20 protein-coding genes are annotated in these 24,080 nt (G+C 42.3%); 17 read left to right on the plus strand and 3 right to left on the minus strand.

What is annotated here, in order from left to right; genetic code table 11:
- Nucleotides 1-337 precede the first annotated feature (337 nt).
- The 9 genes from HNW13_RS02210 (at nucleotide 338) to sugE (ending at nucleotide 9,856) form a co-directional block, all read left to right on the plus strand.
- Entirely contained in the window at nucleotides 338-580 is a 243-nt protein-coding gene (locus tag HNW13_RS02210) for an OadG family transporter subunit (protein ID WP_101085616.1), read from the plus strand.
- A 13-nt stretch (nucleotides 581-593) separates the two neighbouring features.
- Entirely contained in the window at nucleotides 594-2,372 is a 1,779-nt protein-coding gene (gene oadA, locus HNW13_RS02215) for a sodium-extruding oxaloacetate decarboxylase subunit alpha (protein WP_192114460.1), read from the plus strand.
- Nucleotides 2,373-2,381: 9 nt separating this feature from the next.
- On the plus strand, nucleotides 2,382-3,512 hold the full coding sequence (locus tag HNW13_RS02220; protein WP_101085612.1) for a sodium ion-translocating decarboxylase subunit beta: 1,131 nt from the start codon (nucleotides 2,382-2,384) through the stop codon (nucleotides 3,510-3,512).
- A 393-nt stretch (nucleotides 3,513-3,905) separates the two neighbouring features.
- Entirely contained in the window at nucleotides 3,906-5,291 is a 1,386-nt protein-coding gene (locus HNW13_RS02225) for a CmpA/NrtA family ABC transporter substrate-binding protein (RefSeq protein WP_192114461.1), read from the plus strand.
- A gap of 72 nt (nucleotides 5,292-5,363) precedes the next feature.
- Nucleotides 5,364-6,296, plus strand: a complete 933-nt coding sequence (locus HNW13_RS02230) for an ABC transporter permease (protein ID WP_197708419.1) — start codon at nucleotides 5,364-5,366, stop codon at nucleotides 6,294-6,296.
- 10 nt (nucleotides 6,297-6,306) lie between these two features.
- The gene (locus HNW13_RS02235; RefSeq protein ID WP_192114462.1) at nucleotides 6,307-7,179 is read left to right on the plus strand and encodes an ABC transporter ATP-binding protein; all 873 of its coding nucleotides are present in this window, start codon (nucleotides 6,307-6,309) and stop codon (nucleotides 7,177-7,179) included.
- 71 nt (nucleotides 7,180-7,250) lie between these two features.
- Complete coding sequence (locus HNW13_RS02240) at nucleotides 7,251-8,522, plus strand: alginate export family protein (protein WP_243756157.1); 1,272 nt, start codon at nucleotides 7,251-7,253, stop codon at nucleotides 8,520-8,522.
- 385 nt (nucleotides 8,523-8,907) lie between these two features.
- Nucleotides 8,908-9,390 carry a DUF3465 domain-containing protein gene (locus HNW13_RS02245; RefSeq protein WP_192114463.1) on the plus strand — a complete coding sequence of 161 codons (483 nt, stop codon included), beginning with the start codon at nucleotides 8,908-8,910 and terminating at the stop codon, nucleotides 9,388-9,390.
- A gap of 145 nt (nucleotides 9,391-9,535) precedes the next feature.
- On the plus strand, nucleotides 9,536-9,856 hold the full coding sequence (gene sugE, locus HNW13_RS02250) for a quaternary ammonium compound efflux SMR transporter SugE (RefSeq protein WP_101085602.1): 321 nt from the start codon (nucleotides 9,536-9,538) through the stop codon (nucleotides 9,854-9,856).
- Between the two features lie 213 nt (nucleotides 9,857-10,069).
- Here the strand turns inward: sugE and HNW13_RS02255 are convergent, their stop codons facing one another.
- A complete protein-coding gene (locus HNW13_RS02255; protein ID WP_123777127.1) occupies nucleotides 10,070-11,317 on the minus strand; it encodes a dicarboxylate/amino acid:cation symporter in 1,248 nt (415 codons plus the stop codon).
- A gap of 577 nt (nucleotides 11,318-11,894) precedes the next feature.
- Between HNW13_RS02255 and HNW13_RS02260 the strand changes: the two genes are divergently transcribed.
- The 5 genes from HNW13_RS02260 to HNW13_RS02280 all read left to right on the plus strand — a co-directional run bounded on the left by HNW13_RS02260 (nucleotide 11,895) and on the right by HNW13_RS02280 (nucleotide 18,438).
- A complete protein-coding gene (locus HNW13_RS02260; protein ID WP_101085598.1) occupies nucleotides 11,895-12,323 on the plus strand; it encodes a YqaA family protein in 429 nt (142 codons plus the stop codon).
- Nucleotides 12,324-12,388: 65 nt separating this feature from the next.
- Complete coding sequence (locus HNW13_RS02265; RefSeq protein ID WP_192114753.1) at nucleotides 12,389-15,232, plus strand: pitrilysin family protein; 2,844 nt, start codon at nucleotides 12,389-12,391, stop codon at nucleotides 15,230-15,232.
- Between the two features lie 345 nt (nucleotides 15,233-15,577).
- Nucleotides 15,578-17,197: a glutamate--cysteine ligase gene (gshA, locus tag HNW13_RS02270; RefSeq protein WP_192114464.1), complete on the plus strand. Its 1,620-nt coding sequence runs from the start codon at nucleotides 15,578-15,580 to the stop codon at nucleotides 17,195-17,197.
- Between the two features lie 2 nt (nucleotides 17,198-17,199).
- A complete protein-coding gene (locus tag HNW13_RS02275; RefSeq protein WP_162022563.1) occupies nucleotides 17,200-17,634 on the plus strand; it encodes a hypothetical protein in 435 nt (144 codons plus the stop codon).
- A 186-nt stretch (nucleotides 17,635-17,820) separates the two neighbouring features.
- Nucleotides 17,821-18,438 (plus strand): hypothetical protein, encoded by a 618-nt coding sequence (locus HNW13_RS02280; protein WP_192114465.1) that lies wholly within the window; start codon nucleotides 17,821-17,823, stop codon nucleotides 18,436-18,438.
- 281 nt (nucleotides 18,439-18,719) lie between these two features.
- On the opposite strand, the gene purK is transcribed toward HNW13_RS02280, so the two are convergent.
- Together purK and purE are read right to left on the minus strand one after the other, a co-directional pair.
- The gene (gene purK, locus HNW13_RS02285) at nucleotides 18,720-19,805 is read right to left on the minus strand and encodes a 5-(carboxyamino)imidazole ribonucleotide synthase (protein ID WP_192114466.1); all 1,086 of its coding nucleotides are present in this window, start codon (nucleotides 19,803-19,805) and stop codon (nucleotides 18,720-18,722) included.
- Nucleotides 19,805-20,296: a 5-(carboxyamino)imidazole ribonucleotide mutase gene (gene purE / locus HNW13_RS02290; protein ID WP_192114467.1), complete on the minus strand. Its 492-nt coding sequence runs from the start codon at nucleotides 20,294-20,296 to the stop codon at nucleotides 19,805-19,807. The genes purK and purE overlap by 1 nt, the downstream gene beginning before the upstream one ends.
- 304 nt (nucleotides 20,297-20,600) lie before the next feature.
- Between purE and HNW13_RS02295 the strand changes: the two genes are divergently transcribed.
- Genes HNW13_RS02295 through HNW13_RS02305 form a run of 3 tightly spaced genes read left to right on the plus strand, consistent with a single transcriptional unit; the run spans nucleotide 20,601 to nucleotide 23,941 of the window.
- Entirely contained in the window at nucleotides 20,601-22,457 is a 1,857-nt protein-coding gene (locus HNW13_RS02295; RefSeq protein ID WP_192114468.1) for a VWA domain-containing protein, read from the plus strand.
- A gap of 21 nt (nucleotides 22,458-22,478) precedes the next feature.
- The gene (locus tag HNW13_RS02300; RefSeq protein ID WP_192114754.1) at nucleotides 22,479-23,096 is read left to right on the plus strand and encodes a sigma-70 family RNA polymerase sigma factor; all 618 of its coding nucleotides are present in this window, start codon (nucleotides 22,479-22,481) and stop codon (nucleotides 23,094-23,096) included.
- Nucleotides 23,093-23,941: a hypothetical protein gene (locus HNW13_RS02305; protein WP_192114469.1), complete on the plus strand. Its 849-nt coding sequence runs from the start codon at nucleotides 23,093-23,095 to the stop codon at nucleotides 23,939-23,941. The genes HNW13_RS02300 and HNW13_RS02305 overlap by 4 nt, the downstream gene beginning before the upstream one ends.
- The last annotated feature ends 139 nt before the right edge of the window (nucleotides 23,942-24,080 follow it).

Here is a 24,080-nt window from a genome sequence, read left to right on the forward strand (position 1 = left end):
TTTTGTATTTTATTGATTTTGTTTAATTGGTTCTCTCTATTTTGGTAAGACCAATTTACAAAAAGATAGCATTGTTGGTGTAAATTGTTTATATTTTGTGACAGGATTTTAGGTTTACAAACTCAGTTTGCGGTTTTTACCATGAAATACACCTTCATTGAATAAGCGTTGAGTTTGAATATTTATGCTTCTTGAGTAGTCAAGTTATGTCTGTAGTCGTTAAGGATGTTGTTGTCTTGGTGCACGTTTTGTGACATTGCACCGTGATAGCACATTGAGGGACGGTACAGAATAGTCAACGTATTGGTTTGATGTTTAACAGATAAAGTGAGGACACATGACATCGATATCTGAGCAGTTATCCGATGCGCTAGGCATTATGGTAATGGGCATGGGTTTAGTATTTATTTTTTTGAGTATCTTAATCATCGGTATTGGCATTGTTGCCAAGCTTTTTCCGGCCCCAGTAGAGGTTCCTACGCTAGCAACGGTAAGTGCTAATGTGCCTAAACATACCGTCTTAGACCCTAAGCTGGTTGCCGCTATTACCTCTGCGATACATCAATACCGCGCGAAATAAATTTGGAGTCATTATGAGCAAGCCATTAGCATTAACCGATGTCGTCCTGCGTGACGCACATCAATCATTATTGGCAACACGTTTACGTATTGACGATATGTTACCTATAGCACCGTTATTAGATAAAGTAGGCTTCTGGTCACTTGAGTCTTGGGGCGGCGCAACTTTTGATTCATGCATTCGTTATTTAGGCGAAGATCCATGGGATCGTATTCGCGAATTGAAAAAATCCATGCCTAATACCCCGCAACAAATGTTGCTTCGAGGCCAAAATTTATTAGGTTATCGACATTATGCCGATGATGTCGTTACGCGTTTTGTAGAACGAGCTCATACCAATGGCGTTGATGTATTTCGTATCTTCGACGCAATGAATGATGTCCGTAATCTTGAAACCGCGGTTAAAGCGGTTAAAAACGTGGGCGGCCATGCCCAAGGCACCATTTCATTTACCACTAGCCCTGTTCACAACATTGATACTTGGGTTGATATGGCTAAACGCCTAGAAGACATGGGCGCAGATTCTTTATGTATTAAAGATATGGCGGGTTTACTTAAGCCAATGCAAGCTTATGACCTCATTAGCCGCTTAAAATCACAAACGGACTTAATGGTGTCGATGCATTGTCATGCAACAACGGGCCTAAGCAGCGCTACATATCAAAAAGCGATTGAAGCGGGCGTTGATGTGCTTGATACGGCAATATCTTCAATGAGCCAAACCTACGGCCACAGCGCTACCGAAACGTTAGTGGCAATGGTTGAAGATACCGACAGGGCAACCGGTTACGATATGGTGTTGCTAGAAGAGATAGCAGCCTATTTTCGTGAAGTGCGTAAAAAATACGTCCGTTTTGAAGGTGCACTAAAAGGCATTGATTCACGTATTTTACGTGCTCAAGTACCTGGCGGCATGCTAACCAATATGGAAAATCAATTAAAAGAGCAGGGCGCAGCAGACAAAATGGATGCCGTGCTTGAAGAGATCCCGCGGGTACGTGAAGATCTTGGTTTCTTACCTCTCGTTACCCCAACATCGCAAATTGTTGGCTCACAGTCGGTGATCAATGTGCTGATGGGTGAGCGTTACAAGTCGATGACCAAAGAGACCGAAGGTGTACTAAAAGGCGAATATGGTGCGACGCCAGCGCCAGTTAATGCAGAACTACAAGCCAGAGTGCTAAAAGGCGAACAGCCAATTACGTGTCGCCCAGCCGATTTAATTGCACCAGAATTAGATAAGTTACGTGTCGAGCTTGCCGAAGCCGCCAAAGAGCAGGGCTTTAGTTTAGCTGCAGAATCAGATGACGATGTAATGACTTATGCGTTGTTCAATCAAATTGGTCTTAAGTTTCTTAAAAATCGCGGCAATCCGGATGCGTTTGAACCTGTCCCAAGTGCAGATGATTTACAAGTGGAAGCCGATAAAGGCCCACAAACCTATACCGTCGATGTCGATGGTCAACATTTTGTGGTTGAAGTGAGTGAAGGTGGTGAGATTGGTCACATCGCGCCAGCATCAGCTGCATCTATTACGGCAGCGTCTGCAACGGTCGCCTCAGCGCCTACGGGTGAGATTAAGTGCACCATGGCCGCGCCGTTATCGGGAAATATTTTCAAAGTGTTAGTCAGTAATGGTCAAGCGGTTAAAACCGGTGAAGTGATCATTATCCTGGAGGCGATGAAAATGGAAACCGAAATTCGTGCTCAACAAGATGGTGTTGTAACTCAGTTAGCGGTTAAGCAAGGTGACAGTGTAACTGTAGGTTCAACATTGTTGTCATTAGCATAAGAGGTCGAAATGGAAGGATTATTGGCTTTTTGGGCTGAAACGGGTGTCGCTAACTTTACTGGTGGCCAACTGCTAATGATGGCTGTTGGTTGTTTATTGTTATTTCTAGCGATAATTAAAGGATTTGAACCGTTATTGTTATTACCTATCGGATTTGGCGCCATATTAGCCAACATTCCTAATGCAGGTTTTACCGATGAAGGTGGCTTACTGTATTACGCTTACCATGTCGGGATTGAGACTGGGGTATTCCCATTGCTCATCTTCATGGGGGTGGGTGCATTAACTGATTTTGGTGCGCTAATTGCTAACCCTAAAACACTATTGTTAGGGGCTGCGGCGCAATTTGGGATTTTTGCCACTTTACTTGGTGCTATTGCCTTAAATTGGGTACCTGGGTTTGAGTTTAGTATGCAAGATGCTGCAGCTATTGCCATTATTGGTGGAGCAGATGGTCCAACGGCAATTTTCTTAGCCTCTAAACTAGCGCCTGAATTGTTAGGGGCGATTGCTGTTGCTGCATACTCATACATGGCGTTAGTGCCATTAATTCAGCCGCCGATCATGAAACTGCTAACCACTAAAGCCGAACGTGAAATTAAAATGGAACAATTGCGTGAAGTCAGTAAGAAAGAGAAAATTATCTTTCCACTGATGGTGCTAGGGTTAACCATTTTATTTTTACCTGCAGCAACCCCATTAATTGGCATGTTCTGTTTGGGCAATTTAATGCGCGAATCGGGCGTAGTGGATCGTTTATCGAAAACGGCGCAAAACGAGTTAATCAACATAGTGACTATCTTTTTAGGTCTTGCTGTTGGGTCTAAGCTATCAGCAGATCAATTTCTGCGTATCGAAACGCTAGGTATTTTAATCCTTGGCGCGGTTGCGTTTAGTATTGGTACTGCTTCTGGGGTATTGATGGCTAAATTAATGAGTAAGCTCTCTGGCGGAAAAATTAACCCACTTATCGGTGCAGCAGGCGTTTCTGCTGTGCCAATGGCTGCACGAGTAGTGAATAAGGTAGGTTTAGAGGCTAACAACCAAAACTTCTTACTCATGCATGCTATGGGACCTAACGTAGCAGGTGTGCTAGGCAGTGCTGTTGCTGCAGGTGTTTTGCTGGCAGTACTAGGCTAAAACTTATCAGATGATTCAAAAGCCAATGCCTTTGCGTTGGCTTTTTTGTTTTTATCTACTGGTACAAAATTACTTATACCTCTTTTGATGCATATTGGTGCACTTAAACTGTTTTATTGCACTGTAGTAGCATTACGTTATTTAATTGTTAAAATTAAAGTTATTCAAAATCAACCTGTTAATGTTTTGGCATGAAAAATGGATAGCAAAGGTTGTATATTTGATGAGCCATATCCAGTCTTTTTAGACAGTACAGGTTATCAATTTTACAACTAACTGACTGATAAATAATATTTAATAAATTCAATTTTAGCAAAGGCGCTATCGAGATATTCCTAAATGGATATCCGAAGCGCCTTTTTTTATTGTCAATTTTCATAACGGGGAAATAATATGAACTGGAAAATATCGTTAACTCAGCAGATTAAGTCTTTATTACTGGGGGTCAGTATTGGGGCAAGTTTGTGTATCAACACTGTAAGTGCCGAAGTGGGCTTTCCTGAAAAAGAAGAGCTCAGGTTTGGTTTTATCAAATTAACTGATATGGCACCTATTGCGGTTGCTTATGAAAAAGGTTATTTCGAAGAAGAAGGTTTATACGTCACGATTGAAGCGCAGGCAAATTGGAAAGTGTTACTCGATGGTGTGATTGATGGTCGATTAGATGGGGCCCACATGTTAGCGGGTCAACCAATTGCTGCAACAATTGGTTACGGTACTAAAGCGCACATTATTACCCCATTTTCGATGGATTTAAATGGTAACGCAATTACGGTATCAAACGACGTTTGGGCCAAAATGAAGCCGCACATTGCTAAACAGGCAGACGGTTTTCCCGTTCATCCCATTAAAGCTGATGCACTAAAGCCCGTAGTTGAAGAATTTAAAGCGGTTGGTAAGCCATTTAATATGGGTATGGTGTTTCCGGTTTCTACACATAACTATGAATTGCGTTACTGGTTAGCCGCTGGTGGGATTCATCCTGGGTTTTACGCACCTCATAAAGGAGATACATCAGGGCAGATTGATGCACAAGCTTTGCTGTCGGTAACTCCGCCCCCACAAATGCCCTCGACACTGGAAGCGGGCACAATTAATGGCTATTGCGTTGGTGAGCCCTGGAATCAGCAAGCTGTGTTTAAAGGCATTGGTGTACCTGTGGTGACCGATTATGAAATTTGGAAAGATAATCCTGAAAAAGTGTTTGGTATTACAGCCGAGTTTGCCGAAAAATATCCAAATACCACTATACGCCTTACTCGTGCGTTGATCCGCGCCGCTAAATGGTTAGACGACAATAACAATGCTAACCGCCCAGAAGCCGTAAAAATATTGTCTCAATCTAATTATGTTGGTGCTGACTATGAGGTGATTGCTAATAGTATGACGGGTACGTTCGAATATGAAAAAGGCGATAAGCGCGCGGTTCCAGACTTCAATGTATTTTTTAGGCATCACGCAACTTATCCATATTACTCAGATGCGATTTGGTATTTAACTCAAATGCGCCGTTGGGGCCAAATTGAACAAGATAAATCTGACGATTGGTATAAAGACATCGCCGCAAAAGTCTATCGTCCAGATATTTATGCTAAAGCCGCGCAATCACTCATCGACGATAAGCTCATCCCCGCAGCTGACTTTCCAGATTTCAGTAAAGAAACCGGTTTCAAAGCACCGCAAACTCACTTTATTGATAACTTAGTTTACGACGGCAGCAAGCCTAATGCTTACATTAATTCATTTGTAATTGGATTAAAGCAAGGCGACAAGCTGTAACAAACCGTTAAGGAGTCTTGGATGAACAGTCTTTATTCTATTGCACAAAATCGCTTAATTGAACGAGGCAACATGGCAGTTGTTATGCTGAAAATAGCCGAGTTAAGTAGGGCGATACTATTACCGTTTATCGGCATTGCGATATTTTTAGCTCTGTGGGCGGTGACAGCTAATAGTATTGAAACCTCTCTAGGTAAGTTTCCGGGACCGGTTGCTGTCGTGTCGCAATTTGACAATTTGTATCAGGAGCATATAACTGAGCGCGAAAAGGCCGAGGCTTTTTATCAACGTCAAGAAACACGAAATGAGGCGCGTGTTGCTAACGATCCAAGTTATGTCGCCAAAGTACGTGCTTACACAGGTAAAGAAACTTTTTGGGATCAAATTGTCACTAGTCTAATTACCGTCATGAGTGGTTTTATTTTAGCGGCCATTATTGCTATTCCATTGGGGATTTGGATGGGGTTAAGCCGCAGTTTGCAGGCAGCAATTAACCCCATTATTCAAATTTTTAAACCCGTATCGCCACTCGCTTGGTTGCCTTTAGTTACCATGGTGGTCAGTGCGCTGTATGTCTCGCCGGATCCGCTAGTGTCTAAATCATTTATTAACTCCATGCTCACGGTCACCTTGTGCAGTGTTTGGCCAATGATTATCAACACTACAATCGGCGTGACGAGTATCGACAGCGACCTCATCAATGTCAGCAAAGTATTGCGGTTATCGGCAATAACCCATGTGCAAAAAATCGTCTTACCAGCATCTATCCCAATGATTTTTACCGGTATGCGCTTATCCCTAGGGGTCGCGTGGATGGTATTGATTGCCGCGGAAATGCTTGCGCAAAATCCGGGGCTTGGAAAATTTGTTTGGGATGAATTTCAAAATGGTAGTTCTGATTCATTAGCGCGAATTATGGCCGCGGTGGTTGTGATTGGCTTTATTGGCTTTTTATTAGACCGAGGCATTCTGGCCTTACAGCATTGGGTATCTTGGGATCAATGAGGGTAACAACATGAGCACATTTTTAGAGATTAGCGGCGTTGATATGGTTTTTCCCACGCCTACAGGATCTTTTACAGCGCTTAAAGACGTGAATTTGAAGATAAATAAAGGCGAGTTTATCTCTTTGATTGGTCACTCTGGTTGTGGCAAATCGACCGTACTGAATATTGTTGCAGGTTTATACCAAGCCAGCTCTGGTGGGGTCATTTTAAAAAGTACTGAAGTTAAAGCGCCAGGACCTGAACGGGCGGTGGTATTTCAAAATCATTCGTTACTCCCTTGGTTAAGTGCCTATCAAAACGTTGAGCTTGCTGTAAAACAAGTGTTTGCTGGCAAGATGAGCAAAACAGAAATGAAACAGTGGATTGAACATAACCTGCAATTAGTGCAGATGGATCATGCTATGCATAAACGTCCAGGAGAGATTTCTGGTGGAATGAAACAACGAGTCGGTATTGCAAGGGCGCTTGCTATGCAACCGGAAGTGTTGCTGATGGATGAGCCATTTGGAGCATTAGATGCGTTAACACGAGCACACATGCAGGACTCGTTAATGGAGATCCAAAGTCAGTTAAATAATACCGTGATTATGATTACCCACGATGTAGACGAAGCTGTGTTGCTGTCTGACAAAATTGTCATGATGACCAATGGTCCAGAAGCCACAGTGGGTGAAATTTTAACAGTCGACCTTCAAAGGCCAAGAAACCGCCTAGCGTTAGCTCAAGATACTGAGTACAACCGACTGCGTTCTGAGGTACTTAAATTCCTGTATGAAAAACAACGCAAGATAGAATCACTGTCAGCAACAAAACAAGTATTTAAAATGCAAGATAAATCACAGACACCAATTAATGAAGCCGTTAAAGTAAGCAACAGTTAGTTTGCTAGTCGCACTGTTACGCTTTACAGCGTGTTGATAACTTAACTTAAAATAACTATTTGGGATGTAAGATGAATAAAAAACTGCTTGCGAGTCAAGTTGCGGATAAGGCTTGCCTAAATTCTGCCTTTACAAAAAAATGTGCCTTATCAGTACTTAGTTGTTCACTATTACTGGCTATGGGAAATGCTTCTGCAGCGGATGTTAAAGTCACATCAATCGCTGATGCAGTGACTCAGGGAACTGCAAATGTAGATTTGAATTTGCGTTATGAATCTGTCGATCAAGACAATGCGTTAAAAGATGCTGATGCATTGACACTTCGGACTCGTTTAACCTTTGCGACCGCTGAATATTACGGCTTAACAGCTTTAGTTGAGTTTGAGGATTCACGCAGCTTAGCAGGGGTTAATGATTATAATGACGCGATTGGCAACAATGCTGATTACTCTGTGATTGCAGACCCTGAAACAACTGAATTAGACCAGGCTTTCTTACAATACAAGCGTAATGGTTTTACTGCTAAAGCTGGGCGTCAAGTTATTGCTATCGATAACCAACGTTTTATCGGCCATGTTGGCTGGCGTCAAGATCGCCAAACATTCGATGCCGTTACTATGCAATATGCAATGAATGACTTTAGCGTTGACTATGGCTATATCTACAAGCGCAACCGTATTTTTGCAGAAATAAAAGACATAGATTCAAAAGATCACATCATCAATGCATCATATAATTTAGGCTTGGGTAAGCTAAGTGCTTACGGCTATCTGCTTGAGGAAGATACCAACCTTGATAACGGCGTTGACACCTATGGCGTGCGCTTTGCTGGTGCTAAAGATATCGACAAAATCAAACTACTTTATACGGTAGAATACGCCACACAAGATGCCGATACCGCAACTACATCTTATTCTGCTGATTATTTATTGGGCGAAGTTGGCGTAGGTTTTAGCGGGCTGACCGTCAAGTTAGGATACGAGCTGCTTGGGTCTGATAATGGTGAATATGGTTTTGCAACACCGCTTGCCACTTTACACGCATTTAATGGTTGGTCTGATCAATTTTTAGGGACGCCAGCCCAAGGGCTAGCCGATACCTATGTGTCTATTGGTGGTAGTATTGTTGGTGGTAATTGGGCGTTGGTTTACCATGATTTTGAAGCTGACGAATCTAGCGCTACGGTAAACGATTTAGGCGACGAAATTGACGCCGTATTCAGTTTACCAATTGATAAAAATTATACCGTAGGTGTTAAATACGCCGCTTATTCAGCAGGCGATGCTGGAGCCGGTAAAGTTGATACTGATAAAGTGTGGCTTTGGGCAAACGCTAAGTTCTAATTTGGCAAGCTAGTGAAAAAAGCGAGTATCAATTGATACTCGCTTTAATCTTTTTTTACATTGCGTTTTTGTGTCCAGTTTTGAAATCTATTTACCCCCCTAAGCTCAACCAAGTCAGTTAACTATTCCTGCTACTATCTTATGTAGAGCCTAAAATTGCTGCTAATCCGTGGTCTCTAACGGTGCTAAATTAGACTGGCTTAGATAAAATTCACTGCCTGCATAATCAATTTATAATCTAAAGAACTTTAGTCATAATGCATGCTCACCATCATCACCATCATCACCATCATCACCATCATCACTATCTTGTGTTCCTTTTGGGTTGTTATCGTATAATATCTGTTTAACTATCTTGTTAATTAGGCTAAGGAAAGCACAACACATGAAAAAATGGCTCGCGTTACTCGTTATAATTTTTTCGTCATATCAATGGTTCGTTTTACCGCAATATAGTGTGGCTGAATCATTCACCGATACATCAACCACCGCACTCAAATCTAACTCCACAGTGCAATATTCTGTAGCCCAAAATAACAATGCACTCATCCAGCAAGCATTTGAGCATCAGCAGGAAAATGTTCAGGTACAAGGTCTGGGAACCGTGGTTAAACTGCTACCAGATGACAATAAAGGTGCTAGACATCAAAGATTAATTGTTAAAATATCTTCTTCGTTCACCGTATTAATTGCACATAATATTGATTTAGCGCCACGGATTGATGCGATATCGGTCGGTGATGAGATACAATTTTACGGTGTGTATGAATGGAATAACAAAGGCGGCGTAGTGCATTGGACTCATGACGATCCTAATGGCCGCCACCTTAATGGTTGGTTGATGCATCAGGGTAAAACGTACCAATAGTAGATCGCAACCTACTCAGTGAATGCCCTAATCACAAGATATTGGCTTAGGTTGTTTTTGTGATACCGATATCTGTTTATGTGACGTGAGGACGACCTTACCTCTCTATTTCATCCGGGGACGGCCCCGTAACACAGAGGTGTGTATGTCTTGGTTTATTTTGGTGGTAGCGGGATTATTTGAAATTGTATGGGCGATAGGACTTAAATATAGCGAAGGTTTTACTCGTTTATGGCCAAGCGTCGGTACTATTGTCGCCATGTTGATTAGTGTTGGGCTACTGGGCATTGCGATGAAATCGTTGCCCGTTGGAACGGCTTATGCTATTTGGGTTGGAGTGGGAATGGTAGGGACTGCAATACTAGGAATGGTATTGTTTAACGAGTCAGTCACATTGATTCGATTAGTGAGTCTACTGTTAATTGTTATTGGCATTATCGGATTGAAACTGTCGGGTTCAACGTAGATCGTTTCTGATGTAGACGACTGTTGACCTAGATTTTTGGATGTGGAGCACTTTTCCAATTTAAGTCATTCCAGCGTTAGCTCAATAGCCTTCACTCATTTATGGGCGTTTATCTTTTTTGACGATTGACATTAAAAAGCCAGCACTAAAAAGTGCTGGCTTGTTTAAAAATGATCAAGGTATTTTAGGTCAAACCATACAATGAAAATACTGTTAAGCGGCTTGCTCAACCGGTTTTTCATCTGAGTAAAATTGCTCTACGTCCAATTGGCCTTCCGATTTTCCAATCACAACCGCAGTCATCATATCGCCAGTCACGTTAGTTGCCGTGCGGATCATATCAATAATACGGTCAATGGCTGCGATGAAGGCAATACCTTCTAGTGGTAAGCCTATCACGCCCAAAGTCACGGTTAACATCACCATCGCACTACCAGGAACTCCTGCTGTGCCGACAGACGCTACCGTTGCCGTTACCGCAATCAACATGTAGTCCGTCATATCAAGCGGAATACCGTAAATTTGCGCAATAAAAATGGCCGCAATAGCAGGATAAATACCGCCACAACCGTCCATGTTCATGGTTGCGCCGAGTGGCAGTACAAAAGCACTGTAACGTTTCGATACGCCCATTGCTTCAGTACTACGTGTGCTGGCAGGTAAAGTACCAAAACTTGATGCGGTACTAAAGGCCACAATTTGAGCCGGCATGGCTTTACGGAAAAATTGCAGTGGGCTTAAACCCGCAGCAAATTTAACTAAACCGCCATACACAAAGATAATATGAATTAACGCGGCAATATAAATCGCAATAATAAACTTACCCAATGGTAATAATGTACTTAAGCCATACTCGCCCACAACCCAAGCCATTAAACCAAATACACCAATAGGTGTCAGTTTTAATACCATACGCGTTAGTTGAAACATCACTTCAGCGCCAGCTTCAATCACGTTTTTAAGCGGTGCTGCTTTCTCGCCCACAGCATTAATGGCAATGCCTATTAACGCGGCAAAGACAATAATTTGAAGCACATTGCCGTCGGCTAATGAGGCAAACGGATTCACCGGGATCATATTGAGTAATACCTGAGCAAAGCCTGGAATATCACGTTCGCGAACTTCCGATGTGGCTAAGGCTAGGTTACCGCCCATGTCGATAAGGCTGCCGACAGTTAAACCAATAAATGAAGCAATGGTGCCGGTAAACATAAACATGGCTAAGGTTTTAAAGCTTAAACGCTTTAAATTACCTTGCGAGCCCAGAGAGGTAATGCTCACCACAATGGCACAAAATACCAAAGGAGCAACCAGCATTTTAATGGCACTGATAAACAGATCGCCAAGAGGCTTTAACATCACGGCTGACTCGCCTAATCCGACACCAGTGAGTGTTCCTAAAACAAAACCTGCAATGACTTTCTGCCAAAAAGGGATGCGTTTGAGCGTTTGCAATATCATGAAAGTTCCAAATTATGTCATTGTGACGTCGCTAAATATGATTAGGCAACATCGTTGTACGTGACCCATTAGTTCACTAATGAGTGATTAATTACTAAAAGCTAAACCCTACAATGGCGATGTGACGCTGTATTACTGTCTAGTTTTTTAGGACTATGCGAAGTATTTACGCTAAATAATGTCCTAATAAACCCGTTGAGGTTAATAAACATTAATCGCATTGTATGAAGTGAGCGAATGACAAACAACGTTATTTTATTATAACTTATATGAATAACTAAATTTGTTATTATAACTTTAAGTTTTTTCACTATTCATTAACGTATTCGCGCTGTTGTTGCTCAATTTTTGTATATTGAGTGGGGTAACCTTGCATGTTTACGTCACAATGAACGGTATCGTGATTGTGTATCTGCATAGTGTTTAAAGCACTCTTGAGATACTGGTGAGTTAATTTAAGATTTATCGCGTTCAATATATTCATATTATGCTGTGCAGATATTCATTGTGAAGGTACGATAAAAATAAAATGAATAGTCATTGGAATGAATATGCTAGTGCACAATAAGATTTATCGATGACGAGTTTATGGTTAATGTTCAGCGGCGCCTTTTTCGCTGCAACGCTTTTGCCTGGCGGCTCAGAAGTGTTACTGGTGGCATTACTTAATCAAACGCCATCTTTATGGTTCGAATTATTAATACTGGCCACTATTGGTAATACGCTTGGTGCGATAACCAGTTATGGTCTTGGTCGAGCAGGGCGGTTAGCCAAGAATCCACAAGATATTCAACGTCGTCAATACCGCTATGCACTCGCATGGATAGAAAAATATGGTATGTGGGCCTTATTATTATCTTGGTTGCCGATAATCGGTGATTTGCTATGTTTACTGGCTGGATGGTTAAAAATACCTATCTTGCCCGCCTCATTATTTATGTTTATGGGTAAATTATTACGTTATAGCGTCATTGTATTGCTGATGACGTATACGTTTGAGTATTGATACCGCGTTACTTCTGCAACGATGGTTTTTTTGTTTTAAGGAAGGAGTCGATTTTGAAACTAAATTTGAATAAATGGATATTAGCAGCGGCCATCAGTGCAGCGTTAAGTGGCTGCGCATATGATGGGTACCAGTCGTCGAGTTTGCCCCAAGGCGTTACCTTAATTGAAAACGCCACGCCGATAGAAAATCAAGTTAGCATTCCTTATAAAAAATATCAGTTAGCCAACGGCTTAACCGTGATTTTACATCAAGACAAGTCAGATCCATTAGCTCATGTCGATGTGACCTATCATGTCGGTTCAGCCCGTGAATTAGCCGGACGCAGTGGCTTTGCGCATTTATTTGAACATATGATGTTCCAAGGGTCACAACACGTTGGTGATGAACAGCATTTTAAAGTGGTTACTGAAGCGGGCGGAACATTAAACGGCACTACCAATACCGACAGAACTAATTATTTTGAAACAGTGCCAAGTAATCAACTAGAGAAAATGCTCTGGTTAGAGTCTGACCGTATGGGCTTTTTACTGCCCGCCCTCACGAGTGAAAAATTCGAAGTGCAACGTGAAACCGTCAAAAATGAACGTGCACAACGGATTGATAATCGTCCTTATGGCCGTTTAAATGAACGTTTTAACCAAGCATTTTATCCAGCGGGTCATCCGTATTCTTGGCCTGTTATTGGTTGGCCAGATGATTTAGATCGCGCCACAGTTGCTGATGTGAAACATTTTTTTCAACGTTGGTATGGGCCTAACAATGCGACCTTAACCATTGGTGGCGACTTTGATGAGATGCAAACGCTGGCATGGGTAAATAAGTACTTTGGTGAAATTCCAGCCGGGCCTACGGTTAAGCCTGAAGCTAAAACCATGGTGACATTGGATAAAACCCGTTATATATCGATGGAAGACAAAGTACATTTACCATTAATATACATGGGATTCCCCACTGTTTACGCGCAACATAAAGACGAAGCTGCACTCGATTTGCTCGCTAATATTCTCGGTGGCGGTAAAACGTCACTTATCTATAAAAATTTGGTCAAAGATGGTTATGCGGTCCAAGCTGCGGTGAGTCATCCATGCCAAGAGCTTACTTGTCAGTTATCTCTTTACGCTGTCGCGAACCCAAGTAAAGGTGGCAGTCTTGCTGATCTTGAAACTAAAATAAATCAAACTATCAGTGAGTTTGAACAACGTGGCGTAACCGACGATGACTTGCAAAAAGTCAAAGTACAGTTCGAAGCCAACACTATTTTTGGCATGCAAAGTGTCGCCGGAAAAGTCTCTACACTTGCCGCTAATCAAACCTTTTTTGGTAAGCCAGACATGGTGGCTGCGGATTTAGCCCGTTATGCTAATGTCACCAAAGCCGATGTAATGCGGGTATTTAATACCTACATTAAAAATAAGCCAATGGTGGTGATGAGTATTGTGCCAGAAGGACAAACACAATTAATCGCCCACGCGGATAATTTTGAACCGACTACTTTGCCTATCGCGCAAGAAGCGGTAACCGGATTATCTGATATCACTTTCGCTAAATCTTCATTTGATCGCAATAAAATACCGCCATCAGCCGCGGCCCCGATACTGACAGTGCCGCAATTATGGGACAGCAAGCTGGTAAATGGCATTAAAGTGATGGGCACTGAAAGTGACGAAACACCAACGGTTGAATTGCTTATTTATTTGGATGGCGGCCATCGTTTAACTCCCAATAATAAGGCGGGTCTTGCTGAGTTAACCGCATCTATGCTTAATGAGTCGAGTGCGCAACGCAGCAGCGAAGATTTAGCTGGGGCGCTTGATATGCTGGGCTCGTCGATTAGTTTTGGCGCCAGCGATTCACAAAGCTACCTTAAAGTGTCGAGTTTAACGGCAAACCTAGATGCCACGCTTGCTATCGTTAAAGAGCGTTTATTCAGTCCCGGTTTTGTTGCTGCAGACTTTGAACGAGTCAAACAACAGCAGTTGCAAGGTTTGCAACATCAAATGTCCGATGCTAACTATCTAGCCCGTAGTGGTTTTGCTGCCTTGTTATATGGCAACAATAGTCCATTAGGGATCAGCAGTAATGGTACGATTAAATCAATATCGGCATTAACGCTAGATGACGTAAAGCAATTTTACCAACAGCAATACCGTGCAGGTAATGCTCAAATGGTTGTGGTATCAGACTTAAATCAACAACAAATAATGCCTAAGTTGTCGATATTTAATGAATGGCAAGGTGAGGCGACTCAGGTTGCAGCACTGCCTGCATTACCAACACACCTTAAAAACACCATTTATTTGATTGATAAACCTGGTGCAGCACAGTCGGTGATTAATATCGGCCAAGTGTCGTTACCGTATGATGCAACAGGCGATTACTTTAAAGCTTATTTGATGAACTACCCATTAGGAGATGCGTTTAATAGCCGTATTAATCTTAATCTGCGTGAAGATAAAGGTTACACCTATGGTGCGCGTACTCAGTTTGGTGGCGCAGAAGATACCGGTCAGTTTATGGCGTATGCTAGCGTAAGAAGCGATGTAACAGGATTAGCATTAGCTGAGTTTATTAACGAAATTAATGCATACCAAGCGTCGGGTATGACCGACGAAGAAAGTGCCTTTATGCGCAGTTCGATTGCGCAAAGCCAGGCATTAGAATACGAAACCCCGTATCAAAAAGCCGGTTTTCTAAGAATGATCCAACGTTATCAGCTCGATAAAAACTTTACGGCTAAGCAAGACAAAATTGTGAAAAACATTTCGACAGATGAATTAAACAAACTTGCCAGTAAGTTATTAAATATCAATGATATGGCAATGTTGGTGGTGGGTGATAAAACCACCGTTGTACCTCAATTAAAAGCCCTTGGGTATCAGATTGAAATGATGACACTTGCCGACTAGTTGAACACTTGTTACTACAAGGGTTAACACTAGCCTTGAAATAAGCTAGTGTTAACCTCATATACATGAGATGTATACTTAGCTCAGTCTATTATAAATATAGGTTGAGCTAAATTATGTGCTTTAATCGTAATACCATACGGTGTTGGTTATTTTGGCAAATAAAAGATAATGTTTAAGGCTCTATCAACGGTGACAATTTGTGTTGCCGTTTTTTAATTTAACACCCATAAACACGCTAATTATACTGAGTTACATTTTTTTTCGCGTTTTCAGTAATAATCTCGTTTATTATCAGGTCTAGCTGTTTACTCGCAATGCGAATCCATAAAAGAGAGTAGTAAATTGAAGTCTTTCAATGAAAAAGTCGAACACTTAAGCGACACTCAAGGCCGTGAGGCTTTATTGGGCATGTTACGTGGTATTGAACGTGAAGCATTGCGTATTGATGAAAACGGCCATTTAGCACAAGACGGACACCCAGAAGCGCTCGGTTCTGCTCTGACCCATTCGCGCATTACCACTGATTACAGCGAAGCCTTATTAGAATTTATTACGCCAGTCTGTCACAGTATTGATGATTTGCTCGAGGGGTTAACGCAAACCCACGCTTACAGTGTGCGTAACCTTAACGGCCAAAAATTGTGGCCTGTCAGCATGCCATGTTACGTAGGTGAAGTCAGTGATATTCCTGTCGCACGATATGGCAGCTCCAATAACGGTAAAATGAAAACCTTATATCGTAAAGGGTTAACCCATCGTTATGGTGCATTAATGCAGATCATTTCTGGGGTTCATTTTAACTTTTCGGTGTCGCAAGATTTATGGCAACGTTTGTATGATGACAAGATGACCAACGGTGCCGCTTGTTGCAGTAAAAATATCAGCTTTGAAGACTTTATCTCAGAATCTTATTTTGGACTGATCCGTAACTACCGTCGTTTAGTGTGGGTGTTACCGTATTTATTTGGTTCAACGCCAGCATTATGCAGTTCATTTATAAAAGATCAAGACGTTGATTTCGAATTTAAAAAAACCGGTAAAGGGACCTTATACCTTCCTTATGCAACCTCATTGCGCATGAGTGATCTAGGCTATACCAATAAAGAACAAGACACGCTTAATATTAGCTATAACTCATTGCCTGACTACCTTGAAGGCGTCGGCGCAGCAATTAAAATGCCATCGAAAAAGTTTGAAAAGATTGGTATTAATGTCGACGGTGAATACCGCCAACTCAATAGTAATATTTTGCAAATTGAAAATGAATTTTACGCGCCAATCCGTGCAAAACGTGTCACCCAAAAAGGCGAGAAACCTTCACAAGCTTTAGCTCGTGCAGGTGTTGAGTATATTGAAGTACGTGCCTTAGACGTTAATCCATTTAGCCCTGTTGGGATAGATGCAACTCAAGTACGTTTCCTAGACCTATTTTTATTGTATTGCTTATTATCGCCATCTGAAGATACCGATGCCGTCGGCGACGCAGAGATTGCCGCTAACTTGAAAGCCGTAGTATTAGAAGGCCGTAAACCTGGGCTTGAATTACAACGTAACGGTAAGACCATTAGCTTAACGCAATGGATGCACGAGTTATTTGGACAATTAAACACAATCGCGAAGCTACTCGACGGTGATGATAGCCATGCTTACCAAACAGCCTTAAGCACTTGGTCTGAAGCTATCGATGATCCAGATAAAACCTTATCAGGGCGAGTGATCAACGAAGTCGTGGTTAAAGGCACCGACCATAGCGTGTGGGTTAAACAACTGGCAAATGATTATCATGAATTTTTAAGCCATTACCCATTAAGTGATGAAGTCGAGCAAAGCTATGAAAACGAGGCTAAAAAATCTTTGCTTGAGCAGCACAGTTTAGAGGCTCAACCACAAGATAATTTTGCGACTTTCCTCGCTCACTATTTTAGTGATCTTGTTCCTGCAGGCACTTTCGAGGCGAAGTAATCATGCAAGCTTATTCATCTTGGCGAGCACTGCTTGTAGCGGTAGCGGCATTAGCTTTACATGGCTGTGCTTCATCGCCAGATGAAATGGTAGAGTGCGGTACTGTATCGAGTTATTTAGCGCCCGATAACAGTGCCAACTTATACCGTGTCGTGGTCACTCACTTGGATGGCGTTGCCGTTATTTCAAGGCCCAATTACCTATTATCGCCAGGCGAGCATGCATTTACAGTGGCAGAGCTGATTAACTCACCAGAATTAAAAGTGTCATTATCGGCCCGTAAAGTGAAAGTATTGACTGTTAATGTTGAGCTCGATCAGCGCTATCATATTGCCGCTCAATTCAATACCGATAAAATCTATATTGGTCAAAATCAGGACTACTGGCAGCCAATCATTTGGCAAACAGAATCTCATCAATGTGAAATGAAACGATAATACCCACTCCATTCATTATGTGCTCAATCAGAGTCACTCAGTCTTTTCAGTTTGAGGCGCATTGTTGAAATAATGGGTGTTCCCTTATAAAACAATGCAACAAAAAATGTAACGATAATTGCATTGGTTTTTAATTGATGTAAAACTGAGCCCAGAATCAATATCTTAGGTACTGGTAGAGGTGTTATGAAGTTTTTTTTAGGTGTCGTTAGCGCAATTGTATTACTGTCATTAGCAGGTTGTGCCACCTCGCCTCCGAAAGAGCCTGATAATCTGTGTGCTATTTTTAAAGAACACCGTTCTTGGTATGAAGCCGCAGTAGATACCCGTGAAAAATGGGGCGTTCCAGTACATGTCCCTTTAGCGATGATGTACCAAGAAAGTTCATTCAAACATAATGCCGCACCACCAATGGAATACTTTTTAGGTTTTATCCCCACCGGACGAGCCAGCGATGCCTATGGCTACGCACAAGCTAAAACCATGACGTGGGACGATTACGTTCGCGAAACCGGTAACAATTGGTCTAGCCGTAGTGATTTTGATGATGCGATGGACTTTATGGGCTGGTTTATTTACAAAACCCATAAAATTAATGGCGTATCAAAGTGGGATGCTAAAAACCAATACTTAAATTATCACGAAGGCTGGGGCGGTTATAAGCGTGGTAGTTATAAAGCCAAAAAATGGTTAACGCCAGTAGCCAATAAAGTCGACACCCGTTCAAAACGTTATGCTGCGCAATACACTCAATGCAAAGATGATTTAGATTCGTCTTGGTTATGGCGAGTATTCTTTGATTAAGCTTAAGTATAAGTCGCTTTGTGCAGCGGCTTACTGACCACTGCGAACACATTTGACGTGGTTAGCGATTTTTAAGCGAAAGCCCTAGCTATTCAATGACAAGAAAGTATTCAATCATAAAAAATCATTCAATTACAAAAAATAAATCACAAAAAAATCAATAACAAAAAAGGAGCCTAGGCTCCTTTTTTCGTGTGTCTTTAGGTAACGTCCTAATAAACAGATTTGATGACTTGTTTAATTGATTTTACAAACTAATTTAACCAGCCTGTTTAAGCCAGCTATTGGGCAAACTCTGCCAAAATCCAATCTAATGGTGCTTGATATTGCTGTGGCATCCACGATTTTAGTTGGCTAATACTGCCATCTAACATCGTTTTATTATGCACCGACAGGTTCAAGTGACCCACTTTGCGACCAACACGAACGTCTTTGTTGTACCAAAACAGTTCAGCATTTGGCAGGCTTAACCAACGGTCGTCTTTATCAACACCAATTAGGTTAACCATCACACATTGAAAGTTCACTTGTGGTTGATGCAAAGGTAAATTGCATAAGGCACGTAAGTGCAATTCAAACTGGTTAATGTGGCAACCTGCTTGAGTCCAATGGCCAGAATTATGCACCCGTGGCGCTAACTCATTTACCATTAAGTGTTCACCAACACGGAAACATTCCATTGCCATCACACCCACGTATTTAAGGCCATGCATCACCTTGCTTAGCATGTCTTCAGCTTCTGCTTGTAAAGACGCTAAGCGGCTTAATGGCGCGATAGAGGCCATTAAAATACCGTCTTGATGCAAGTTAAGTGCTAGTGGGTAAAATAAGCAGCGGCCATCTTGTGTGCGCACGCCGACTAACGACACTTCTTCATCAAAGTTAATCGCTTGTTCTGCAATGGCTTCGTTGCGCCAATCGGCAGGGATGGTTGTTGCTTCAGCCTGTTTAAGCCAGTGTTGACCTTTACCGTCATAACCACCGGTGCGACGTTTTAACAATACCCGTTCACCATAAGCCCTATGTAACGCTTCAGTGCTGGTATTGTCATCAACTAATTGCCACGGTGATGTGGCGACCGCTAATTCATCGAGTAGACTTTTTTGGCTAAAACGATCTGCTAAACGGCCAAACACAGGACCATTAATAAAATGTGGGTGTTGGCTGAGTTGTAAACTTAACTGCGACTCAGGCCATTGTTCACGTTCAGCGGTAATGATGTCGTCAGCTTCTAGCGGTAATTGTGCATCTGATGGCGTCATAATATCGACTGGGCGCACATTAATGCCTAACGGCTGACCAGCATGACTGAGCATGGCACCTAATTGACCGTCACCCAATACCCAAAGATTTTTTGGCAACGTCATTAGTCTTCTCTCGGATCGGGATTATCAAGGATCGAGCGAGTTTGCTCATCACGAAATGCTTCTAAACGCTCAGCTAAAGCGGTATCGCTAATCGCCAAAATTTGGCTGGCTAATAAACCTGCGTTAAACGCGCCGGCAGTACCAATGGCCAAGGTGCCAACAGCAATCCCTTTAGGCATTTGTACAATAGACAATAGACTGTCCATACCAGATAGCGCCTTGCTTTGTACTGGGACACCCAACACTGGTAAACGCGTTTTAGAGGCGATCATGCCTGGTAAATGGGCTGCTCCGCCTGCGCCACCAATAATGACTTTATAGCCTTTATCTGCAGCAGAACTTGCAAATTCCATTAGCTTGTCTGGTGTTCTGTGAGCTGAAACAACTTCAACATGATAAGGCACTTGTAACTTATCCATAATTTCAGCGGCGGCTTCCATTGTAGGCCAATCACTTTTCGAACCCATTACAACAGCAACTAGGGCTTGCATGTTAACTCCTTAACGTACTTATTCTATTAGTATATTTAGTTAATTTGCTCACTAGAGTATAGCGGCGGTTAACGTCAATATTAAGGCGATAAAAAAGGTGCTAGATAATAGCATAAGCCATGCTCTGTTGGCTTCATTTCAGTGTTTCTTGAGGCTAACACTCAGTTTCTAAATACGAAAACTACTTAAACACATTTTATATCAATAACCCTTTTGCTCATCGCGCTCGTTATTAGCTGTATGCAAAGTCACTTTGTTGACGTGACCAAAATGAAGAATCAGTCGATAGATGAGGAAAATAACCATGAACAATACCCATAAGCAACTCACTCGCAGTGTATTAGCCATCGTGATTAGTGCGATTATTATCGGTGGTTGTGCGCAAGAATCCAAAGACAGTGCGAAACAAAGTCAGCCACAATCTATCTCTACAATTCAGTCCATTTCTAAAACTCAATCCACTAGTGAAACTCATTCAACTCGACAACAAAATCCCGAGTTGCATGAGGTAGCTGGTTTAGTGATGGCATCTGAGCCACAAGCTGATTTATACAAGGGATCAAAGGAGGTGCATCGCAGCGCTAAAGTCATGGCATCGTCAATGGCGCAGCGTATTGTGAGTCCTCAGCATGTCAGCGCAAGCGATCGCAGCTTGTTATTAGCCCCTAATGTTAATGACAAATTTGAGTCGCTAGTACAAAACGGCAATATGGTAGCAGGCGAAACACCGGTATCGACGTTTTCAATCGATGTTGATACTGGCAGTTACAGCACTACGCGCAGATTAATCAGTCAAGGCCAACTGCCGGCAAAGAATAGCGTTAGGGTAGAGGAGTTAGTCAATTACTTCAGCTATGACTACCCCGTACCGACAACCACTGAGCAGCCATTTAGGGTGAATACTGAATTAGCACCATCACCGTATAATGCTGATACTCAATTACTGCGCATTGGTATTAAAGGCTTTGATGTTGCGCCTGATAAGCTTGGTGCAAGTAATTTGGTGTTACTGCTTGATGTGTCAGGCTCTATGTCATCTGCTGATAAATTGCCATTATTGAAACAAGCCATGCTGATGTTGAGTCAGCAATTATCGGCGCAAGATAAAGTATCGATTGTGGTGTACGCCGGTGTCAGCGGTGTAGTGCTTGACGGTGTCGCAGGTAATGACTTTACCGCCATTAAAATAGCCCTAAGTCAGTTAAACGCGCAAGGTGGCACTAACGGCAGCCAAGGTATTCAGTTGGCGTATCAATTAGCGCAAAAGCACTTTATCGAAAACGGCAGTAACCGAGTCATATTAGCCACCGACGGTGACTTTAACTTGGGAATAACAGATCATCAGCAATTGGTCGATTTCGTTGCCAGTCAAAGCAAAAAGGGTATTGGCTTATCAACGCTTGGTTTTGGTCTAGGTTCGGGTACTGCCAGTTATAACGACCATTTGTTGGAGCAATTATCGAATAAAGCTAACGGTCAATATGCCTTTATCGACACCTTAAATGAAGCACGAAAAGTACTAGTTGATCAACTCAGTGCCACACTGTTAACCATTGCTTACGATGTTAAAGTGCAAATTGAATTTAACCCCGCAGTGGTCTCAGAATATCGACTGATTGGTTACGAAAATCGCTTGTTAAATCGTAGTGACTTTAATAACGACGCCGTTGATGCAGGCGAGATTGGTGCGGGTCATTCTGTGACTGCACTGTATGAAATCCGTTATAACGACAGCCATAATCGCCTAGTTGATCCGCTGCGTTATACCGCCACGGAATCAACGCAAATAGATGATGCTAAAGTTCATCAACACACTGTAAATGAAGTGGCTTATTTAAAGCTGCGTTATAAAGCGATTGGCGAACAAACCAGTCAATTAATCGCCTATCCTATTAGTCGTGAGCAGCAGCTGACTCATTTGCATCAAGCCAGCGATGACTTTAGGTTTGCCGCGGCAGTCGCTGGATTTGGTCAGCTGCTTAACCAGAATAATTATGTCCACGATACTGATTATGCTAAGTTAATTACACTTGCTGAGTCTGCAATGGGTCAAGACCGATTTGGCTATCGTCATGAGTTTGTGCAAATGTTAAAAACTGCAAGTGTACTCGACGGTCAGGTTATGATAACTGAGCCTGATACTCGTTGGGTTAGCCAATAAATGCGTCACAAAAAGGATAAAATGGTGCAAACATCAATACACCCTAAGGATGAGTCGTTAATTCCTCAAGTGGGAAGTGACGAGCAACTGATGCTCGACTACCAAGCCGGTGACGTACGCGCGTTCGAGGCCTTATACCTTAAACACAAAGGCCCTTTGTATCGTTATTTTGTTCGTCAATTACATGACCAGCAGCTCGCCGAAGATTTGTATCAAGACACCTGGGGTAAGGTGATTAATGCGGCGAGGCAATATCAAGTCACCGCCAAATTCACCACTTGGTTATATAAAATTGCCCATAACTTATTGATTGACCATGTGCGAGCCGTTAAGCCTCTCGATAAAGTGACCCCGCTTGGCGAAGATCAAACCATGGACTGCTTACAAGCCGACGATCAAGCTTCGCCCGAGCCGCAAGTTGAGCAGCAGCAACAAGCCGATATGATGAAGGGTTGCATTGCTAAGTTACCGCCAGTGCAAAAAGAAGCTTTTTTGCTCAACATTGAAATGGGCATGACCGCCGCCATGATAAGCGACATTGCCAATGTGACTTTAGAAGCAACTAAAAGTCGTATTCGTTATGCTTATCAGAGTATTAAGCAATGTGTTGCTAATCAAAGGCAGGAGACAACATTATGAGTCAGCAACAAGATCATGATGCAGAGTTCACTGCATTACAAACTGAAATCAAAGATGCTTATCATCAACAACCATTAGAGCAACCTTCTGCAAAACTGGATGAAGCCATATTAACCAAGGCGCGTTCGGAGGCTAATGTATCTAAAGCCAGTTCAGCTAAAAAATCAATCTGGCAACGCAATGCATGGGTGTACTCAAGTGCTGCCTCAGTGTTGCTGGTGGCGGGATTATTTATATTAAATCCAAGTTTGCAAAAAAACCTTGGTACTGACTCGGAGCAAAGCGTACCTGCTCAGCAGCCACCATTTAAGCAGGCCAAATCGACATCGGATGTACCTAAACTAACTGAATCACCAGTTGAAGATGCCGCAGCAGCAGAATCCATTGCAGTGCAGGGATTGTCGATGAAATCGGCACCTGTAAATAATCAGTCAAAAAATCGCGATGCAATCAGTGAAGTATCTGATGACAATCGGTCTGATAGCAATGGATCCATTGAATCTCAAATGGCAGATACATCGTCCGCGGTAATGAGTGCAGCGCCAGCACCTGCCAAAGTAAATGCAGAAGCACAAAAGAAAGCATTAGATCTGCAATCACGCAGTAATGCCAAGGAGGTACAGCAAGTGAAACAGTCATTTAATGGTTCGTTAAAAGGGGACATTGAGTTAGATACTGCTGATGTTGCCTTGGCTCGTTTAAAAGTATTAATGGCCGACAATAAACTGATTCAAGCTGAGCGTTATATGATCACCATAGATCAACGCTTTCCTGAGTTATCAGATCCGTCGCATCCACTTTATGAGCAATACCATAAAATTGTACTGCAACTGACTTCGCAGTAAGCAAAATACCAGAATACTAAGACGGTAAAATACCCACGGCTAAGCAATTATTGCTTAGCCGTTTTTTGTTCCCTGTAGAGGTTCGTTACATTTTTGTACTGCAACAATTGGCATAACTCTGATAACGTGAATCAATCAA

Source organism: Shewanella sp. BF02_Schw (assembly GCF_014596695.2).
Lineage (GTDB): Bacteria > Pseudomonadota > Gammaproteobacteria > Enterobacterales > Shewanellaceae > Shewanella.

What these genes read in the sequence shown, in the direction of transcription:
- HNW13_RS02305 (WP_192114469.1), top strand. Translation starts at nt 23,093, where the DNA reads ATGAGTCAGCAACAAGATCATGATGCAGAGTTCACTGCATTACAAACT.
- HNW13_RS02300 (WP_192114754.1), top strand. Translation starts at nt 22,479, where the DNA reads ATGGTGCAAACATCAATACACCCTAAGGATGAGTCGTTAATTCCTCAA.
- oadA (WP_192114460.1), top strand. Translation starts at nt 594, where the DNA reads ATGAGCAAGCCATTAGCATTAACCGATGTCGTCCTGCGTGACGCACAT.
- HNW13_RS02280 (WP_192114465.1), top strand. Translation starts at nt 17,821, where the DNA reads ATGAAGTTTTTTTTAGGTGTCGTTAGCGCAATTGTATTACTGTCATTA.
- HNW13_RS02240 (WP_243756157.1), top strand. Translation starts at nt 7,251, where the DNA reads ATGAATAAAAAACTGCTTGCGAGTCAAGTTGCGGATAAGGCTTGCCTA.
- HNW13_RS02235 (WP_192114462.1), top strand. Translation starts at nt 6,307, where the DNA reads ATGAGCACATTTTTAGAGATTAGCGGCGTTGATATGGTTTTTCCCACG.
- HNW13_RS02225 (WP_192114461.1), top strand. Translation starts at nt 3,906, where the DNA reads ATGAACTGGAAAATATCGTTAACTCAGCAGATTAAGTCTTTATTACTG.
- HNW13_RS02295 (WP_192114468.1), top strand. Translation starts at nt 20,601, where the DNA reads ATGAACAATACCCATAAGCAACTCACTCGCAGTGTATTAGCCATCGTG.
- sugE (WP_101085602.1), top strand. Translation starts at nt 9,536, where the DNA reads ATGTCTTGGTTTATTTTGGTGGTAGCGGGATTATTTGAAATTGTATGG.
- purE (WP_192114467.1), bottom strand. Translation starts at nt 20,296, where the DNA reads ATGCAAGCCCTAGTTGCTGTTGTAATGGGTTCGAAAAGTGATTGGCCT.
- HNW13_RS02275 (WP_162022563.1), top strand. Translation starts at nt 17,200, where the DNA reads ATGCAAGCTTATTCATCTTGGCGAGCACTGCTTGTAGCGGTAGCGGCA.
- HNW13_RS02220 (WP_101085612.1), top strand. Translation starts at nt 2,382, where the DNA reads ATGGAAGGATTATTGGCTTTTTGGGCTGAAACGGGTGTCGCTAACTTT.
- HNW13_RS02260 (WP_101085598.1), top strand. Translation starts at nt 11,895, where the DNA reads ATGACGAGTTTATGGTTAATGTTCAGCGGCGCCTTTTTCGCTGCAACG.
- HNW13_RS02210 (WP_101085616.1), top strand. Translation starts at nt 338, where the DNA reads ATGACATCGATATCTGAGCAGTTATCCGATGCGCTAGGCATTATGGTA.
- HNW13_RS02255 (WP_123777127.1), bottom strand. Translation starts at nt 11,317, where the DNA reads ATGATATTGCAAACGCTCAAACGCATCCCTTTTTGGCAGAAAGTCATT.
- HNW13_RS02245 (WP_192114463.1), top strand. Translation starts at nt 8,908, where the DNA reads ATGAAAAAATGGCTCGCGTTACTCGTTATAATTTTTTCGTCATATCAA.
- purK (WP_192114466.1), bottom strand. Translation starts at nt 19,805, where the DNA reads ATGACGTTGCCAAAAAATCTTTGGGTATTGGGTGACGGTCAATTAGGT.
- HNW13_RS02230 (WP_197708419.1), top strand. Translation starts at nt 5,364, where the DNA reads ATGGCAGTTGTTATGCTGAAAATAGCCGAGTTAAGTAGGGCGATACTA.